Source organism: Arcobacter defluvii, assembly GCF_013201725.1.
GTDB lineage: Bacteria > Campylobacterota > Campylobacteria > Campylobacterales > Arcobacteraceae > Aliarcobacter > Aliarcobacter defluvii.
This window is the reverse complement of the sequence record NZ_CP053835.1, coordinates 1,754,576-1,776,349: the sequence shown is the minus strand read 5'-3', so window position 1 is coordinate 1,776,349 and position 21,774 is coordinate 1,754,576. Positions and strand designations below refer to the sequence as shown.

Annotated in this window: 7 protein-coding genes; all 7 read left to right on the top strand. The window is 27.3% G+C overall.

Going from position 1 to position 21,774, the window contains the following annotated elements; translation table 11 throughout:
- The first annotated feature begins 13 nt into the window (after window positions 1-13).
- The 7 genes from ADFLV_RS08905 to ADFLV_RS08875 all read left to right on the top strand — a co-directional run bounded on the left by ADFLV_RS08905 (window position 14) and on the right by ADFLV_RS08875 (window position 21,773).
- Complete coding sequence (locus ADFLV_RS08905) at window positions 14-2,971, top strand: ABC transporter substrate-binding protein (RefSeq protein WP_129010574.1); 2,958 nt, start codon at window positions 14-16, stop codon at window positions 2,969-2,971.
- Window positions 2,971-3,657, top strand: a complete 687-nt coding sequence (locus ADFLV_RS08900) for a response regulator transcription factor (RefSeq protein WP_014474432.1) — start codon at window positions 2,971-2,973, stop codon at window positions 3,655-3,657. The genes ADFLV_RS08905 and ADFLV_RS08900 overlap by 1 nt, the downstream gene beginning before the upstream one ends.
- 867 nt (window positions 3,658-4,524) lie before the next feature.
- Window positions 4,525-7,089: a TolC family outer membrane protein gene (locus tag ADFLV_RS08895; protein WP_129010575.1), complete on the top strand. Its 2,565-nt coding sequence runs from the start codon at window positions 4,525-4,527 to the stop codon at window positions 7,087-7,089.
- Window positions 7,090-7,113: 24 nt separating this feature from the next.
- Window positions 7,114-9,273, top strand: a complete 2,160-nt coding sequence (locus ADFLV_RS08890; RefSeq protein WP_129010576.1) for a type I secretion system permease/ATPase — start codon at window positions 7,114-7,116, stop codon at window positions 9,271-9,273.
- Window positions 9,266-10,645: an HlyD family type I secretion periplasmic adaptor subunit gene (locus tag ADFLV_RS08885; protein ID WP_129010577.1), complete on the top strand. Its 1,380-nt coding sequence runs from the start codon at window positions 9,266-9,268 to the stop codon at window positions 10,643-10,645. Before ADFLV_RS08890 ends, ADFLV_RS08885 begins: the two co-directional genes overlap by 8 nt.
- Window positions 10,645-11,244 (top strand): response regulator transcription factor, encoded by a 600-nt coding sequence (locus ADFLV_RS08880; protein ID WP_172658779.1) that lies wholly within the window; start codon window positions 10,645-10,647, stop codon window positions 11,242-11,244. Before ADFLV_RS08885 ends, ADFLV_RS08880 begins: the two co-directional genes overlap by 1 nt.
- A 104-nt stretch (window positions 11,245-11,348) precedes the next feature.
- A complete protein-coding gene (locus tag ADFLV_RS08875) occupies window positions 11,349-21,773 on the top strand; it encodes an Ig-like domain-containing protein (protein WP_129010579.1) in 10,425 nt (3,474 codons plus the stop codon).
- Window position 21,774 lies beyond the last annotated feature (1 nt).

The window sequence follows — 21,774 nt, the reverse complement described above, 5'->3', positions numbered from 1 at the left end:
TAAAGAGGAAGAATTGAGATATATATTACTGTTTTTTTATTTGTTACTTTCTAATCTTTATGCAAATAATAGTGATTTTTCAAATCTAGAAAAAATAAAATTGCAATTACAATGGGAACATCAGTTTGAATTTGCAGGATTCTATGCGGCAAAAGAAAAAGGTTTTTATAAAGATGAGGGACTTGATGTTGAGTTTATAGAGTTTGATCCTAAAAAAAATATAGTTGATGAAGTAATAAATAAAAATGCTGATTATGGATTAACTTATTCAGCATTAATTGCAGATTATATGAATGGAAAACCTCTTATCTTTGTAGCTAACTTTTTTAAACAATCCCCTTTAGTATTGGTAACTCAAAAAGATATATTTACTCCTCTTGATTTAAAAAATAAAAAAATTATGGGATTATTAGATAGTAGCCACAAACAAATTTTTTTAACAATGTTAGATAAGTTTAATGTTACAAAAAATGATTTTAGGAATGTTCCTAGAGAATTTGGAATAGAGAGTTTTATTACTAAAAAAGTTGATGCCTTAAGTGTTTTTACTACAAACGAAATTTATACTTTAGATAAATTAGGTGTAAAATATAATATTTTAGATCCAGCTGCTTTTGGAACGAAGTTTTATGATTTAAATCTTTTTACAACTAAAAGTGAACTAATAAATAACCCAACACGAGTTGAAAAATTTAAAAAAGCTTCTATAAAAGGTTGGGAATATGCTTTAAAACATAAAGAAGAGTTAGCAGATATAATAATAAAAAAATATAATACTCAAAATAAATCTAAAGAAGCTTTACTTTTTGAAGCAAATCAAATTGAGTATCTAATGTTAACTAACATTTATCCTATAGGAAGTATTGATTTTGAAAGAGTTCAGTTAATTTCAGATAGTTTTGCTAACTCATTACTTTTGCCTAAAGAATCAAAAGAAAAATTAGAGGAATTTATATATAAAAATGATTTAAATACTCTTGATTTAACACCTAAACAAAAAGAATATTTAGCAAATAAAAAAGAATTAAAAATGTGTGTTGATCCAAACTGGTTACCTTTGGAAAAAATTGAAAATGGAGAACATATAGGTATTGCTGCTGAATTTATACAAGCAATATCCCAAAAAATTGCATTACCAATTCATCTTATTGAAACTCATAGTTGGTCTCAATCTTTAGAAAAAATAAAAAGAAGAGATTGTGATATTTTATCTCTTGCAGAACAAACATTATCAAGAAAAAAATATCTTGATTTTACATCTCCTTATATTAAAACACCTTTAGTAGTTGCAACAAAAGGAGGTTTGCCATTTATTAGTAATTTAGAAAGTATAAAAGATAAGACATTAGGTGTTGTAAAAAATTATTCAATTGTAGAATTATTAAAAAATAAGTATCCTAATATAAATTTAATAGAAGTTGATTCAATTCAAGAGGGATTAGCCTTTGTTGAACAAGAAAAGATTTTTGGTTTTTTAGATAATTCTATGGTTATAAATCATGAAATACAAAAAAATAATATGTCAAATATAAATATAACGGGACAATTTTCTGAAATATTTTATTTAAGTATAGCTTCAAGGAATGATGAGCATATATTAAATGAGATATTAGAAAAAGCTCTTTTATCTATTGATAGTAATGATAGAACTTATTTTATGCAAAAATGGAATAATATCAAGTATCAAGTAAAAAGTGATTATCAATTATTATCTCAAACACTATTTTTTGGAATAGTGTTAATTTGTATTTTTATATATTGGAATTTAAAATTAACAGAAGAGATAAAAAATAAAGAACTAATTCAAAAGCAGTTAAAAATAAGTGAAGAGAAGTTTAGAACACTTTTTGATATAGCTCCTGTTCTTTTAGATGCTTTTGATAAAGATGGAAAAGTTGTTTTATGGAATAAAGAGTGTGAAAAAGTTTTTGGTTGGAGTTTTAAAGAAATAAAAGAAGAAAAAAATCCTTTAGATTTATTTTATCCTGATCCTTTGATTCAAAAAAGAATTTTTGATGCTTTTAATGATAATAGTGAAAATATTTATCAAGAGTGGATGCCAATGACTAAAGATGGAAGACAAATTATTACAAAATGGGCAAATATTAGACTTCCAAATAATGAATTACTTCATATAGGTTATGATATAACTCAACAAAGAAATAATGAATTATCACTTCAAGAAGCAAAACAACAATTAGAAGAATTAAATAGTTCTTTAGAAAAAAGAATTGAAAATGAAATTCAAAAAAATACAAAACAACAAATAATGCTAATGCATCAAAGTAAATTAGCACAAATGGGAGAAATGATTGAAAATATTGCACATCAATGGAGACAACCTTTGGCTCAAATTAACTCTTCGGTTCTTTTAATAGATGTAGTATTGAATAAAAATAAATTTAAAAATCAAATTGTTGAAAATAAGTTAACAGAAATTGAATCTTTAACTGCATATATGTCTAAAACTATTGATGATTTTAAAAATTTTTTTAGTCCAAATAAACAAACAAGTATTTTTAAGATTGAAACAGCTGTTCAAAAAGCAATTGATATTGTAAAAGGATTAATACATTTACATCATATTCAAGTAATTGTAGATATAGAAGAAGATTTAGAAATTAATAGTCATTTAGAAGAATTACAACAAGTTATTCTTACAATCTTAAATAATTCTATAGATGCTTTACTTATAATGAAAATATCTTCACCTAAAATTAATATAAATGCCTTTAATCAAGATGACAATATAGTAATAGATATAGAAGATAATGCTTTAGGAGTTGATGTTGATCTTTTAGATAAGATTTTTGAACCTTATTTTACTACAAAGCGTAAATTACAAGGAACAGGATTAGGTCTTTATATGGCTAAAATGATTATCGAAAATGGTTTATTGGGGACTTTAAGTGTCGAAAATAAATTAAATGGTGCGTGTTTTACAATAAAAATACCAAAAGGAAAAAAATAATGGAAAATATTTATCCATATAAAATATTATTTGTTGAAGATGAAAAAGCAATTAGAGAAAATTATGTTACATATTTAAAAATGTTTTTTAGTGAAGTTTTTGAAGCAGAAGATGGAGAAAAAGCTTATGAACTTTATAAATCAAAAAAACCAGATATTATGATAGTTGATATAAATATTCCAAAAATGAATGGCTTAGAATTACTTGAGAAAATAAGAGAAAATGATTATTCTACTAAAGCAATTATGTTAACAGCACATTCTGATAAATCATTTTTATTAAAGGCTGTAACATTAAAACTTACAAAATATTTAGTTAAGCCAATTAGTAGAAAAGAGATAAATGAAGCTTTAGAATTGACAATAAGTGAATTATTAAAATATGATGTTTCTCCTATACAAAAAATTAATTTGTCTTTAGAATATAGTTGGAATGTTCAGTTAAAAGAGTTGAAGCATCACAATAATGTAATTGAGCTTACAAATAAAGAAAGAAATTTTTTAGGATTACTTTTTTCACATAAAAATAGAGTATTCACTTATGAAGAAATTTTTGAACATGTTTGGGGATATGATGAATCAATTACAATAAATGGACTTAAAAATATGGTTAAAAGATTAAGAAAAAAACTACCTGAAAATACAATTTTAAATATTTTTAATGAAGGATATAAAATCAATTTTTGATTCTATATGCTATTAAACTAATAATCCATAAATTTAATGCAAGTATGTATAAATTAGGTAAGATAAGAAAAAAATCTGTATTACTAAAATAGTATGCTGATATATTGATTGAATAAGAGTATAAAGATAAAATAAAAAACATAATAGAACCAATTAAAAATATTATTGATGATATTTTGTCAAAAATTCTGTATTTTATTGAAGAATTTTTCCAAAAGAACAAAAATGAGAAAAAAGTATAAACCATAGCAAAAAGATTAAAAATTATTACTCTCATATGTATATTAAAATCAATATATGTGAAAATATAATGTCCCATAAAGATAATAAAGACAGGTAAGCAATATCTAAACTCCCATTTAGATTTTAAATTGACTATGGCTCTAGTTGCTAAATATAAATTTAATGATCCAGTTGCAAATAATGTATTTGCAATAACTATTGAAAAAAAATCAGAAATTTGATTTCTAAAAATAAATAAAACAAATCCCAAAAAATATGATGAAACAAAATATGTAATAAATTTAATAATTTTATTATGCGGATTTTTCAAAAAATAAATAATAAAAAAAACAGAAAAAATGAATAATAAAAAAGTATTAATTAGAAAAATTATTTTAATATTTAGCAATAAAATATCCTATTTTTATAATGTAAAATTAACTCATTTTCCCCTAGAAAAGCCAATTTGATGAAGGATTCTATCAAAAGAAAATTAATTTTAATTAAATAAGTAAAAAACTGTCTTAAATTATTGTCACTGATACTTTTGTGATACTTCTAATATATATAATTCAATGTAAGTAATCATTCTATAAATTATTTTTTAGTAATTTATAAAATTATATTTTAATCAAAGGGATTTAAATGGAATTAAAAGTTAAGAAGAGACTAATAAGTGTAGTCGCAAGTGTTTGTTTATTTAGTATAAATTTACAAGCTTTGACATTAAAAGAGAGTGTTTTAGAAGCATTGGATACAAATCCAATAGTACAAGAAAGACTTAAAAACTTTAATGAAACACAACAAGATTTAGAAATTACAAAATCAGAATGGCTTCCATCTCTTGATTATAGAGCAACTTTTGGGAGAAATGAAGCTGGTAATTTAAAAGATGAAACAAATGAAAGTAGTTATAATCATAATGTTATAGATGAAGGATACAATCACTACACACAGTCATTAAAACTTACACAAAATATTTTTAATGGATTTAGTACTACTCATAAAATTGATTATCAAAAAGCAAGAATTTTAGGTGCAGCTCATCATTATTTAGAAAATGCAAATGATATTGCATTTCAAATGGTAGGAGCATATTTAGATGTTGTTAGAAGTTATCAATTATTACAAAATGCAAAAGATAATGTAGTTATAAATGAAAAAATTTATAAAGATGTTCAATCTTTATATGATCAAGGATTAACAACTAAATCTGAAATGACAAAAATTTATGCTTCTTTATCACTTGCAAAATCAAATTTAGTTGTTCAAAAAAATAATACAATAGATAAAGAGTTTAGATTTAAAAGATTGTTAGGTAGAGATGCAGATATTTCTTCTTTTACGCTTCCTGCATTAAACTATGCAATGCCTGAAAGTAAAGAAAGAGCAACAATGTATGCGATTCAAAATAATCCTTCAATATTAGTAAGTAATTTTAATATCAAAGGTGCACAGGCTTTATATAAAGAGAAAAAAAGTAAATTTTATCCAACAGTAGATTTAGAAGTAGAACAAGTATTTAATGATGTTAATAGAAGAAATAATTTTGATATGCCAGATGATAGATTAAAAGCATATGTTGTTCTTAGTTGGAATTTATACAAAGGTGGAGCTCATACAGCTGACGTTCAAAAAAGTAAAAGTACGATAAATAAAGAAGTTGAATTACAAAGAGATTTAAAAAGACAAACAATCGAAGGATTAGAGTTATCTTGGTCAGCTTATGAAATGTTAGGACAACAACTTGAAGAGTTATACAAATATTATGAATATTCACAAGAAACTTTAGATAGTTATCAAAGTGAATATGAGATGGGAAGAAGAACTTTACTTGATTTATTATCTGCACAAAATGATTTAGTAAATTCTAAAAGTCAAATTATAAATGCACAAATGGATAAGCTTTTTGCACAATATAGAATATTAGATGCGATGGGATTACTTGTAAATGCAGTTGTTGAAGATGAACAAGCTTATGACAAAATAGCTTCTCCAACACTTAAACCTTTTGAGGTAATAAAAGATGAATTACCTGTAAAACTTGATGTTGATAATGATGGAATAGTTGATTCTTTAGATATTTGTGATAATTCTAAAAATAATGATGATATTACTCCTTATGGATGTTCTCAAAAAGAAGAAGATTCTGATTTAGATGGTGTTCCAAACTCTAAAGATAAATGTCCAGAAACAGTATTTGGTGCAACTGTAGATGCAAATGGTTGTGAAGTTGAGAATTCAGTAAATAGATTTACTGTAAATAAAGAAGATTATTTAAATAGTGTAATTGCTTATTCTGAACAAAGTCCAAAAAAATCTGAAAAATTAGGTTTATATGATTATGAATTTAATGTGGCAGCAAACAAAAATATAAAATCGACACCTTTAGATAATCATTTAATGTATGATAATTTTGCACTAATAAAAAGATTTGATTTTGTAAATATGGATAATTTTGATTCAAATGATAACAATATATCTGAAGTTGCAAAAGTAATTAATAAATACAAAGATGAAGATATTAAAGTTACAGTTATTGGACATACACAAGCTATGGAAGATAAAGAAGAGAGTTACAACAAAGCTGCAAATTATGCAAAAAATATAAAAGATGAATTAGTAAAGAATGGTGTTAATAAGGATGTAATTATTGAAGAATCAAGAGTTGATTATGATAAAGCATTTTTAGAAACAAATAGAGGAGATAAAACTCTTAATAATGTAGTTGCAATTGCCCTTTATGTACCTAAAAAAGCTGAAAAAGTTATTTTAGATGATGACAATGATGGTGTTATTAATGAATTAGATAAATGTCCTAATACACCAGCTGGTTATACAGTTGATGAAAATGGTTGTACAAATAAAATAAATTTAGAAGTTTTATTTGAAAACAATTCGGCTGTTCTAAAAGAAGATACAAAAGAGAAAGTATTAGCTTTTGCAAAATATTTAAATGATAATAAAGAGTTTAATACAGTAATTACAGGACATGCAAGTAAAGATAAAAGTTCAGCTTCTTACAATCAAAAATTATCTGAAAAAAGAGCAAATGCAATAAAAGATTTATTAGTTGCAAATGGAGTTGAAGTTTCAAGAATTCAAACAATTGGAAAAGGTTTTGCTGAACCAATTGCAAGCAATGATACACCAGAAGGACAAGCTTTAAATAGAAGAATTGAAGCTGAACTTATAAGAATTAAAAAATAATGCAGAATATAAAAAAGGTGAAGAGTGAGTAATAAAATTTTAAAAACTAAAGATACCTTATTGGAATCTTTAGTTTTATATACAAGATTATTTCATAAACCTTTTTCTAGTGAATCTTTACTGTCAGGTTTGCCAATTGGCTCTAACCTGACAGATCAAATGCTTTTTTCTAAAACTAATTCAAAATCCTTATTTTCAAGAGCTGCTTCAAGAGCAGGATTAAAAACTACAATAATTGAAAAACCAATAAAAGATTTTTTAAATTTACAGTTACCTGTAATTTTACTTTTATCAAATGAAAATAGCTGTATTTTAGATAGTTTTAATGATGATAGAACTAAAGTAAAAATTATTTTTGCAGGTATTGATGAACCTTTAGAAGAGTGGATTGAGATAGATAAATTAGAAAATGAATATTTGGGTTTTGCTTTTATGTTAAAAAAAGCATACGAATATGAACATGAAAATGGCAAAAAAACATTAGATATATCAAATCAAAAACATTGGTTTTGGAGCACTTTAGGCTTTTCCAAAAAAATTTATTTAGATTGTATTCTTGCTTCAATCTTAATAAATTTATTTGTTCTTGCTACACCTCTTTTTACAATGAATGTTTATGATAGAGTTATTCCAAATAATGCCCAAGAAACACTTCTTGTTTTTACAATTGGAATAGTTGTAGTTTTTCTACTTGATGCGAGTTTAAAATTTCTAAGAACATATTTTTTAGAAATGGCTGGTAAAAAAAGTGACATAATTATGTCTTCTATAATTTTTGAAAAAGTTTTAGATTTACAAATGCAAGCTCATCCTAAATCTGTTGGATCATTTGCAAATAATTTAAAAAGCTTTGATAGTATCAGAAGTTTTTTGACAAATGCAACTTTGAGTGTTTTGATTGATTTTCCATTTGCAATACTTTTTTTATGTGTAATATTTTATATTTCAGGAATTTTGGTTTTAGTTCCAATATTTATTATTTTGATTATTATAATTTATGCTTTAATGATTAAAAAACCTCTACAAAGTAGTATTGAAAGTACTTATGAAGCAAGTGCAAAAAAGAATGGAATACTAATAGAAGCCTTACAAAATATTGAAACTATAAAAGCCCAAGGAATGTCAGGAAATATTCAATTTAATTGGGAAGAATCAACTGGTGAAATTGCAAATAAAAGTTTAAAATCAAGAATAATATCTTCTTCAATACCTACAATTACAGGATTATTAGTTGGAATAAATACAGTTTTAATTATTGTTTTTGGTGTTTATCAAATTCAAAATTTTGAACTTACAATGGGAGGTTTAATTGCAACAATGATTTTATCAGGTCGGGCAATCTCTCCAATGGGACAAATAGTTGGATTAATTACAAATTATGAAGATGCAAAAACTTCATTTAAAATGCTTGATGAAATTGTGAATAAACCTCTTGAAAGACCAATTGCAAGAGAGTTTGTAAAAAGACCATCTTTAAGAGGAAATATTGAGTTTAAAAATGTTTCTTTTAAATATCCAGATAGTGAAGTTTATGCTTTGAAAAATGTTAGTTTTTCTATAAAAGAGGGTGAAAAAGTTGCTTTTATTGGAAGAATTGGTTCTGGAAAATCAACTATTGCAAAATTGATATTGAAACTTTATGAGCCAGAAAGTGGTTCAATTTTAATTGATGGAATTGATATTTCTCAAATAGATCCTGCTGATTTAAGAAAAAAAATAAGTTATGTTCCTCAAGATATTCATCTTTTCAGAAATAGCATAAAAAACAATATTTTAGGAAACTATAAATTTGTTGATGATGAATGGATGCTTGAATGTTCAAAAATAAGTGGAACAGATGAGCTTGTTAAACTTCATCCAATGGGTTATGATATGCCAATAGGTGAAAGAGGTGCTGGACTTTCAGGAGGTCAAAGACAAAGTGTTGGAATTGCACGAGCTTTAATAAATGATTCTAATATTTGGTTATTTGATGAACCTACAAATGCTATGGATCAAACAAGTGAAAATCATATATTAACTAATTTAAAAGAAAACATAGAAAATAGAACACTACTTTTAGTTACTCAAAAAATGAATATGCTAGATTTAGTTACAAGAATAATAGTTATGAATAATGGTGAAAAAATTTTAGATGATGAAAAAATAGAAGTAATAAGAAAATTAGGAGCAAATAATGGCTAATTATAAAGAGATATTTTCTGCTTTTTTTCAAAAAACTCCTAAATTACCTAAAAAAGCATTAAATTTGAATGATTATGAATATATGAATAGTTTAAGTGCAGCCGTAATTCATACAAGACCTAAAAAATTACATTGGATTCTTATATCTTTTTTAATAACTATTACTATATTTTTGATATGGGCATCAGTAGCAAAAATAGATGAGATAGCAAGAGGAACAGGGAAAGTAGTTCCCAATGGTCAAAATCAAATAGTTCAAAATTTAGAAGGTGGAATAGTTTCTGAGATTTTAGTAAAAGAGGGTGATTTTGTAGAAAAAGATCAGATTTTAATAAAAATTAGTAATGAAAAATCAAACTCTACTGCAGCTTCAAATGAACTAAAATCATTGTATTTACAAGCTCAGATAAAAAGATTAGAAGCTGAATTAAAAAGAGAAACTTTTACTTATGAATTAACAGATAATCAACAACTAAATGATTTTTTAAATAATGAAAATGAGTTATTTCAAACAAATGTAAAGCAACTAGAATCAAAAATATTGATTTTAAAAGAGCAAATTAAACAAAAAGAAAATGAACTAAAAGATGCTAGACAAACTATTGCTCATATGAGATTTTCTGTTGATGCTATTTCAAAAGAAGTTGAAATGACTAAACCAATGGTTGATAGAGGAATTCGTTCACAAGTTGATTTTCTAAAACTTCAAAGAGAACAAAGTGATGCTCGACAAAAACTTCAAAGTGTGATTTTATCTGTAACAAAAATTGAATCAGAGATTTTAGAAATAAACAAAAAAATTGATGAAACATATCAAATAAATGATTCAGAAACAAGAAAAAAATTAAATGAAACGATTACTTCATTAAAAGATGTGGAAGCAAATTCAGTTGCATCAACAGATCAAGTTTTAAGAACAATTGTAAAATCTCCTTCAAATGGAATAGTTCAAAAACTTCATATAAATACGATTGGAGGTGCAATTAAACCTGCACAAGATTTAATAGAAATTGTTCCAACAGATTATAAATTGATTGTTGAAGTAAAAATTTTACCTAAAGATATTGCATTTATTTATCATGGACAAAAAGCAATTGTAAAATTTTCTGCATATGATTTCTCTATTTATGGTGGTTTAGATGGAAATGTTATAAATATAAGTCCAGATACCATAACTGAAAAAGATGATAAAACATATTATTTGGTAAGGATAGAAACAGAAAAAAATTATATTGGTGAGAAAGATAAATCTATGAAGATTATCCCTGGTATGGTTGCTGATGTTGATATTATTACTGGTAAAAAAACAATATTGGATTATATTTTAAAACCAATATTAAAAACAAAACAATATACATTTACGGAAAGATAATGAAAATAGCACTTTATAGCAATGATATTGCACTTATTTCTAGATGGGAAAATATTTTAAACAAATATGAAACAAATATTATAGAAGATTATGAAGATTTATCTAATCTAAAAAATTCAATATTGATTTTAAGTGATTGTGTAAATTTAGAAAATAGTGATTTTATAATATCACTTTTATTGAAAAATTTAAATAAGATTTTAGTTTTAAAAAGAGTTCCTGAATTTGAAAATGCAAGAAAATGGCTTGAAAAAGGTGTGCAAGGTTATGGAAATTGTTTGATGACTTCTTCATATTTAAATTCAGCCGTTGAAGCTATTTCTAATAATTATATTTGGTTAATGCCACAAATTACAACACAATTGTTAAAAAGTATGGTCGAAAACAAAGATAATAAAAATGATGATGAAAAACTTTTTGAAATTTTAACAAAAACTGAGAAAAAAATAGCAAAGTTACTAAAAAATGGATATACAAATCTTAATATTAGTCAAGAATTAGATATATCAATAAATACTGTAAAAACACATATAAAGCATATTTATGAAAAATTAAATGTAAAAGATAGATTATCTTTTGCAGGATTATTTTCTAAATAAAAATCCAAAAATCTTCTTAAAATCACCCTTTTGGGTGATATACAAATAAAAAAATATAGACTAAAATCCAAATATAATAGAAAAAAATCAAAAAAGGAAAAACTATGGCAACAATTGCAGGAAGTGTAAAAAGCTTATCAAGTGGAATTTTTCATGCAAAAGATGAAAATGGTAATATTAGAGTTTTACAAGAAGGTGATACAATCTATGAGAATGATACGGTTTATGGTGACAATGGAAATTCTTCATCATCAAAAATAGAAATTCTTCTTTCTGGAAATGATGTTATTGTTTTAAGTGAAGGTCAAAAACAATTAATAGATTCTTCTTTAATTGAAACAGCTTTTGGAACAGAAGAGTTGTTTTTTACAAGAGAAGGTTTAGATTTAAAAGCTGATGAACATAATTCAAATGCTGATGTTGTAAGTGATTTACGAGATGCTGAATTTACAAATGAACAAAAAGATGCCAATGATGAAGGTGCTTTTACTGATGCAAATAACAGTGATGTTACAAAAGAAGAAACAGCAGAAGGTCAAGAAGAAGCAGAAGATGAAACAGCCCCAACTGGTGAATTTCAAGCAAGAGATGGAAATGCAACTGATATAGTAAGTGATTTAAGAAATGCTCAATTTAAAGCAAGAACTCAAGTATTTGAAGATAAATCTTTTTTTGAAAATGAATCAAAAGATAGATTAACATCTCCTGGAAATATAGATAGACCTGAATATACAAATCCTCCTGTACCGACTCCAACTCCTCCAACTCCGACTCCACAACCAGTTGTAACACCTCCTGTGATAGAAACACCAACAGTAATTATTGGAAATTTAAGTGTGAATGATGTTAGTTCTTATGAAAGTGAAGGATTTTTAGTATTTACAGTTTCTTTAGATAGAAGTGTTGCTTCTCCTGTAACTTTTGATTATGTAACTTCACCAATTACAGCTACAAATAATGGTATTGATTATACTGATGTCAGAGGAACAATAACAATACCAGCAGGAAGTAGAACTGTTACTATAAAAGTTCCAATTACTGATGATTATGTATCAGATAATGGTGAAACAATGAAAATTAATATTTCTAATGTTGTTGGAAATGCAAATATTTCTAAACCACAAGGTATAGGAACAATTTTAGATAATCCAGTGAATAATCCATCAAATGGAACACCTGGAACACCAACTGAACCAGGTGGATATGGACAAGAGGATACAGTATATGCAATTATAACAGGTGCAACAACAGTAAATGAAGGTAATACAACAACATATACAGTAAAACTTGTAGATAAAGATGGAAATGCAGTTGTAGTTACAAATCCAACAACAGTAACAGTAAAATATACAAATGTTACTACACAAGATGGTGATACGGAATATAATAACAATAATACAATAAACGTAACAATTCCAGCAAATGGTTCATCAAATACATTTACAGTAGAAAGTATAGATGATTATTTTGCAGATAATGGTGAAAAATATAATGTAGCAATTACAAAAGTAGATACAAATGAGTTTGAGAATGTAGTAATAGGTGATAAAAATGGAAATAATAAAAATGTTACTACTACTATTTTAGACAATCCATCAACAACAGAACAACCAACAATACCAACAGATCCTTCAAATCCAAATAATCCAGATGATGGAATAAATTATGGACAAGAGGATACAGTATATGCAATTATAACAGGTGCAACAACAGTAAATGAAGGTAATACAACAACATATACAGTAAAACTTGTAGATAAAGATGGAAATGCAGTTGTAGTTACAAATCCAACAACAGTAACAGTAAAATATACAAATGTTACTACACAAGATGGTGATACGGAATATAATAACAATAATACAATAAACGTAACAATTCCAGCAAATGGTTCATCAAATACATTTACAGTAGAAAGTATAGATGATTATTTTGCAGATAATGGTGAAAAATATAATGTAGCAATTACAAAAGTAGATACAAATGAGTTTGAGAATGTAGTAATAGGTGATAAAAATGGAAATAATAAAGATGTTACTACTACTATTTTAGATGATACAGATAATACTCCAAATAATCCAAATGATGGTGTTGAAGCAAATCACGAATCTGTAATAATTAAACTTGTAGCTTGTGATGCTTCTGGAAATCCAATACTTGAAGCAGATGGAAAAACATATAAAATAGTAAATGAAGTAAATGAAGGTGATAATGCAAAATATATGGCATTAGCATTTGAACCAAATAGTACAACATTTACAACAGAAACAAAGTTATCACTACAAGGTGGAACAGTAACAGTTGATACAGCAAATGGAACAGCAGTGGGTGTAACAACACAAACAAAAGAAGATGGTTCAGAAGATTTTATTTTAGTTAAAGATAAAGTTGTAAATATAGGAGTTGCTTTTGAAGTAGTAACTGTAGATGACTATATTTCTGATAATAATGAGATATATACAGTATCAATAAATAGTGGTTCATATACTCATCCAACAACACCTATATATGAAAATGTGACTATAAATAATGAAGCAGTTACTACAACAATAAAAGATAATAGTAATCCCGTTGATAACACTACTCCCCATAATCCAAATGATCCTACAAATCACAATCAAGAAAGTGACAAAGAAATAGTACTTATTAAACTTTTTGCAGCAGATGAAAATGGAAATGTTATAAAAGATGGAAATGGTAATTATCTTTTAGCAAACGAAGCAGAAGAGGGAACAAATGCAAACTATATAGCATATGCATTTGAAAATGGAACTACAACTTTTAATGATTCTACAAAACTTTCTGTACAAACAGGTACAATAGATATAAGTTTCCAAAATGATACAGCAACAGGTGCTCCAACTAAAACTCTAACAGATGGAACACAAGATTTTAATAATACACCAAAAACATCAGTATCGATAGGACAAAGTTTTAGTACAGAAGTTTTCAAAGATTTATCTTCAGAATCAACAGAAAAATATAAAGTTGTAATAGATAATAACTCTTATAGTGGAAATTATGAAAGTGTAAATATTGACACAACTCCTGTAACTACTACAATACATGATGAAAAATTATTTGTGAAAATTGAAGCAATTACAGATACTACAAATGAAGGTGGTAATTTAAAATATAAAGTTGTAATAGTAAATAAAGATGGAGAAGAGGTAAAAGTACCAGCAGGAAAAACTTTAACAGTAGATTTATCTTATGAGGGAAATACATCAAAAGAAGCTACTGTAAATGAAGATTATACACCTAAGACAAGTATAACTATTATTGGTGGGACTAGCTATACTGAATTTGAAGTAACAACTAAAGATGATTATTATGCAGAAGGTGATGAAGGCTTAAAAATTACTATAAATCATATAGATAATTCAGGTAATGCATTTGAAAATATAGCATCTCATACAGTAGCAAATGGTGCATCAAGTGATAAAATAACAACTATTGGAACAATTAAAGATAATCCAGCAAAAATTGATCAACCAGATACATCAACTGGAACAGATGAACCGACAAATGGGAATTATGGAGAAGAAGATACTGTTTATGCAATTATAACTGGACCTGCAGATGTAAATGAAGGGAATACAACTTCAAGTTATACTATAAAACTTGTAGATAAAGATGGAAATGAAGTAAAGGTTACAAAAGATACGAAAATAACAGTAACATACAATAATACTACTACACAAGATGGTGATACAGAATATAATAATGGTAATACAATAGAAGTTACAATTCCAGCTAATAATTCTTCAAATACTTTTACTGTTGACACAATTGATGATCCATATAAAGATGATGGAGAAAAATTTAAGCTTACAATAACAGATATAGAGAATACAGGTGAGTTTGAAAATGTAAAAATTGGTGATAAAAATGGTGATTATAAAGATGTAACTACAACTATTCATGATAATTCATCTAATCAGACTACAGAATCAGATGTAGATCCTGTAAAAATTGTTTTAGTTGCTGTAAATTTACTTACAACTACAATAGCAGATATTACAAATCCTGATGGAACTTTAAATATAGATAATACAAATGAAACTCCTGAAGGTGGAAATCTTTACTATATGGCAGTTGCAGTAGATAATGATGGAAAACCTCTTGCAACTCAAGGAGGAACAGTAACTGTAAATTATGGAACAATAACTGATGGTAGTGATAAAGATGCAACAGCTGGAACAGATTATGATAATACGACAGTTGTATCGACAACAGTAGGAACAGTATTTAGTGTGAATGCAAAAGACGATTATTATGCAGAAGGTGATGAAAACTTTACTGTTAAAATTACAGATTTAATAAATTCACCATATGAATCACCATCTATTGATACTTCAAATGATATAGTGATTTCAACTATAAAAGATAATCCAGCAAATGTTGAACAACCAGATACTGGAACAGGAAATGATGATCCGACAAATGGAAACTATGGACAAGATGATACGGTTTATGTAAAAATAACACAAACACCTTCTACAATAGAGGGTGGAAATTTAGTACATACAATAACTTTAGTTGATAAAGATGGAAATCCTGTAACTGTTCCAGCTGGACAATCTGTAACCGTAAATTTAACTTATACTGTAAATAGTGGAGATTTTACTGAAAGTGATTTATCTACAATAGTAAAACAAGTGGTAATTAATGGTGGAACAAATCATAGTGATTTTACAAATGTAACTAAAGATGATTTTACTTTAGAAGGGAATGAAATTTATAATGTAACTATTTCTAGTGTTACTCAATCAGGAGCTTTTGAAAATGTTGCGATTCATGCAGATAAAACTACAACAGGAACTATCAAAGATGGGATTACTTTAGGAACTCCTGTAAATGCTTCTGTTGATGAAGATGATTTTGATGTGACAAATGCTAATTCAACAATAACAGATACTCAATCTTTAGGTATTCAAAAACCAAATAATCCTGATAACAACTATAGTTTATCTTTTGATGATACTGCAACAAAGATTTATCAAGGAGATTTTGCTAGTACAACAGATTATGGATTAGGAAACTTAAAAGCTGGTGGGCAAACAATTAATTATCAAACTATAGGTAATAAAATTATTGGATATATAGGTGCTGATGTGGGTAATGGGGCAGTAGCTAATTCAAACAAAGTATTTGAAATAGTTTTAAATAAAGATAGTGATATTGCTAGTGGTACAACTACAAAAGATAGTTATACTTATACTCAATACAAAAACATTGACCATCCAATAGCAGGAGATTCAGCAGATGCTACAAACGATGACGATTTAACTTTTGAATTTGGATTTAAAATAACAGACCAAGGACAAACAAGTAATACTGTAACATTTAAAGTAAAAGTAAATGACTCTTTACCAATAAATGTAGATAGAGATGTTGAAGTTAATGAAGATAATTCTTTAAATATTGTAATCTCTCCTGAAAGCTTTAAAGATGGTGAGATTCAAATTAGAGTAAATGGTGATGGTACAACTTATACAACATTAAGTGATGGTCAAACTAAAATAGTTACAGATCCAAATGATAGTACAAAAGAAATAGGAACACTTACAAATAATGGTGATGGGACTGTAACTTTTACACCAGTTGAAGATTATAGTAATTACAATGCTAAACCTTGGTTTGAATATGCTGTTAGTGACTTTGATGGTGATACAGCAGCAGGAAGAGTTAATATTGAGGTTAAACCAGTTGCAGATGCTCCAACAATTACAGTAAATGATGTAACTTCTTATGAAGATGCTTCAACTTATAATGATACAAATACTGGTAATCAAGCAGAAGGAGAAAATAAAATACCTTTAGGATTAATTACTCCTACTTTATCAAAAGATCAAACTGATAAAAATAGTGGTACAGGAGATAATCCTGAAAGAAATGGAGAAATAACACTTACATTTACAAATGGAAATAATGTTGATGGTGCAAAAATCTTTAGTGGTACAGATGAAATTGCAACAATAGATTCTGCAAATCAAACCTTAAAGATTGTGATTTTAACAGATGATAAATCAGGCGTAGATTATAGTTATCATCATAAAGATGTACAATTAGGAGCATCTAATACTTTATATCTTACAAAAGCAGAGTATGAATCATTACAAATCCAACATGCTGAAGACAATGATACAGATATAAAAATCAAAATTGATGTAACTTCTTATGAAGTAGATGATAGTGGTATACCACTAGACACAGCTACTTATGGAAGTCAAGTAGAAAATGAAACAACAGCAAATATGACTGTAAAAATAAATCCAGTAACAGATGGTTTTACTTTAAATTGGGATGGTACTATAAATTCTCAAGTACAATCAGTAGATACAGGAACAAAAACTATTGTATTCAATAATATTCAAGAGTACAATCCAAATCCACAAAGTGGTTCAGTTATTGATACATCAATAGATTTAAAAGCACTTTTAACTAATACAAGTGGAACATCATCGGTAGGTGGTACGGATACAAGTTTAGATTTAGATGGTTCTGAAAAACGAAGTTATACTATAAAACTTACAGCAGGTACAAATACTGAATTACCTGAATATATTTATATAACAATTGGTGATAAAACAGATGTTAAAGTTTATAAAGATGTAAATGATGAATATACAATAGACTTTGATGATAATGCAAATAAAACAGCAGATCCTGATTTTAGTATGAAATTCCCTGATTATTGGAGTGGAAAAGTAACTGGAACTATTACTTTAACATCGCAAGATAAAGGTGTTGATAGTACTGATACTGCAGGAATAGAAGAAAGTGATAGTGTTAACTTTGAAGTTACTGTTGAACCTGTAGCTCAATTAGCAACTATTCAAGTAGCACAATCAGTTGGATATGAAGATGCGGGAAGAGATAACGGAAATAGTTCAAATCCTAATGATAGTATCAATAATCCATCAGCTGGAATAGCTTTAAATATTAAAGTGAGTTCAGATGATAAAGATGGTTCTGAAACATTTAATGTAAAAATAGAAGATATCCCTGATGGTTCGGTATTATATGTATTTGATAAAAGTTTGAACAGTGGAACAGGTGATTGGGTATTAGTAGATAAAGATTTTGTATCTTCGGGAAATATAACAGTGACTCAAAATAGTGGAAAATATACAATTGAAATAAATGATTATCAAAATGATAAATTATCAAAATTTATTCCAGCACACAATGATGATACAGATTATACATTAAAAGTATCTTCTCAAACAGTTGATAATAATGGAACAACAGAAGTTACAAGTGCTTGGACGGCTACAAAAAATATAGATGTTATTGTAAAAAATATTGCAGATGCTCCAGTTGGAATAAATTTAAATACAAATATAAATGTAAATGAAGATAATCAGCTTAATCTAAAAGACATATATACAACACCAGCTAATCTTGCTTCTTCTGATGCTAGCGAAGAATTAACAGTTAAAATAGCTCTACCAACTGGATTTACAGTAGATACAGGTAGTCCATATTATATAGAAGATGGAATGTATGTTGTAAAAGCAAGTGATATAATAGCTGGAAAAATCAAAATAATTGTTCCAGAAAATTTTAGTGGAAGTGCAAGTTTTGATTTAACTTATGTAACTACTGAAAAAGCAGGAGAAAATGATAGCAAAACTTGGGATACTCAAACTATAAATATTTTTGTTAATCCAGTTGTAGATGATGTGTCAGTTACAAATTCTTCTACTATTTATGAAGATGCAGATGGAAGTGCAAATAAGATAAATATAGCTCCATCATTAACTGATACAGATGGAAGTGAAACTATAACAACAGTTAAAATCTTAGCTTCAGATGTTCCTTCTGGATATGAGTTATATTTAGATTCAGCTATGACTCAATCTATAACTTCAACATTAAGTGGAGGATATTATATATTAACACCAGAACAAGCAGATAGTATTTATGCAAAAAATACAACTGTAAATGATGCTGATAGTACAGATAACTTTGATTTAACAGTTGTTTATACTGTAAAAGATACTGCAACTGGAACAGCAGATGTTACAGCTGACTTTACTCATACTCATACAGTAAATGTTCAAGCAGTTACAGATGCTCCAAGTTTAATTGTTGGAACAATTACAAAAGAATCAGGGAATGTAACAATAACTGATACAAATGTGTCTGTTACAACTGAAAATTCAGAATTTAAAGTTCCAGTTACAACTACAAGTTCTGATACAGATGGAAGTGAAACAGTACAAAAAATAGTTATAACAGGTGTTCCTATGGGTGTAGAAGTTATAGGAGCTACATATTATGGATATTCAGGAAGTGAACATAATGGTATTTGGGTTATCTCAAATCCAGCTGATAATACTTTAGATACAGATGGTGCATTACAAGATATTACATTTAAAGTAAATCAAGGTGCAGATTTTGATAGTAGAGATATAACAATAACAACTTATACACAAGATGTTAATGCAGAAATTAAAAGTGCCTCTCAAACTATCCATATTGAAAAAACTTATACTCCTGGAACTCAACCTGGAACACCAGCTGATTTAGAATTAGCAGTTCAAGCAGCTAATATTACAGAAGATACAGAGTTTAATTTAGCAGAGGCATTAGTAGTTGGTGGTACTGATGGAAATGGTGGAGCAGTTATTACTATTTCAGATATTCCAGATGGTTCAACAATCACGGGCTATGATTACTCTTATGAAGAGGGTGGAAAAACTTACTATGTAGTAGTTGGAAGTGGAAATGCAGCTGATATGAATACTCAATTATCAAATGTAAAAATAACAACTCCAAAAGATATGAACTCTTTTCAAGAAGGTAGTTTACAAGGTGACTTTACATTTACAGCTAATATTGCAACATATTATAATGGAGCATTTGATAAAGGAAATACAGTATCATCAACACAGACTATATTACCTTTAACAGATGAGATGACTATTAGTGTAAATGCTGATAATATAAATGAAGATGGTACAAGTAATCTTTCTATAACTTTATCAAATCCTAATGATAGAACTAAAACAGAACTTATAGGAAATAGTATTACTATAAAAGTAACTGAAAATTGGTTAGATTCTAATGCTAATGGAGAAGGAACAAAAGGAACATTAACAGATAGTTCAGGAAAATATAATATTACTGATAATGGAGATGGTACATTTACAATTACTCCAAAATCAGGAGTTGCTGCATTTACTGTTGATACTCCAATTGAAGGATTAGTTTATACTCCTGCAACAAATAGAGATGGAAATGTAACTTTTGAAGTAAGTGTTCAAAATAAAGAAACAGGAAGTAGTGTAACATTAGATTCAAAAGGTAGTACAACAATATCTGTGACACCTATAATTGATGTAGAATTGAATGCTTCTGTTGTAACTGCAACAGGAGTTGAAGATGTAGCAGTTACAGTTGGAAGTACAACTTTAGCAAATCCAGTTAAACTTGAAATAACAGCAGGTACATTTACAGATGGTTCTGAAAAAGTTGGGAATATTATTTTAGATGAAGTACCAAATGGATTTACAGTTTGGTATAAAGTTGGTTCAGAGTTAGTAATGGCAACAAATATTGGTGTAACAAATGGTACATTTGATTTAACTCCAAATATTGATACAGATACAAATGTTACAAGAAACAAATGGTTAATTCCAGCTTCTTCTGATGGAAGTATGCCAGAAGTTTATATTAATGCTCCATCAAATTGGTCAGGTGATTTTGATTTTATAACTAAATTTACAATTAGTGAAGAGAATTTATCAACATCAACTCCTGTTGCAGTAAATGTGACAGGACATATAAATGCTGTTGCTGATGGTGTAACTATTGATCCAACTATGACATTTGGTGATGCTTATTCATGGGTGAGTTTAAACTTAAATGCAAATATGAAAGATACAGATGGAAGTGAAACTATGAGTCTTGAATTAACTGGATTAGATGAATCTGCTCAATTTAGATATAATGGTACAGCTAATGGTACAGCTATTGATGTTAGTTGGGATGAAAGTGGAAGTAAATGGACTATAGAAGGAATAGCATTTGATCAAATAAATAATATTGAATTATTACATGATAAATCTGTAAATGGTGTATCAGTAACTGCTAAAACAGTTGATACAGATGGAACAAATACAGATGAAAGTGATAGTAGTTTAGCTAAAACATTTGATTTAAAACTTTCAGATGTTTCAGGTAATTTCACTCTTGATTCAGGAGTTAGCTTAGATTTTGACAAAATTGCTGATTTATCATCAAATAGTACTTTAAAAAATATTAATACTATTGATTTAAGTCAAAGTGGAGAAAATAAACTTGAAAATATAACTTTACAAGATGTACTTAATATGACTGATAGTAGCAATACTTTAAAAATTACTGGTACAAATGAAGATAAAGTTTCATTTTCTGATTCAGGATGGTCAAAAACAGCTGGTTCAGGAACTGATAGTGGATTTGATATTTATACAAATACTAATGACAATTCTGTTCAAGTTAAAGTTGAACAAAACATTCAAGATCAAATAATTTAAA

Coding starts and splice junctions, on each gene's coding strand:
- ADFLV_RS08900 (WP_014474432.1), top strand. CDS start 2,971: ATGGAAAATATTTATCCATATAAAATATTATTTGTTGAAGATGAAAAA.
- ADFLV_RS08895 (WP_129010575.1), top strand. CDS start 4,525: ATGGAATTAAAAGTTAAGAAGAGACTAATAAGTGTAGTCGCAAGTGTT.
- ADFLV_RS08885 (WP_129010577.1), top strand. CDS start 9,266: ATGGCTAATTATAAAGAGATATTTTCTGCTTTTTTTCAAAAAACTCCT.
- ADFLV_RS08880 (WP_172658779.1), top strand. CDS start 10,645: ATGAAAATAGCACTTTATAGCAATGATATTGCACTTATTTCTAGATGG.
- ADFLV_RS08875 (WP_129010579.1), top strand. CDS start 11,349: ATGGCAACAATTGCAGGAAGTGTAAAAAGCTTATCAAGTGGAATTTTT.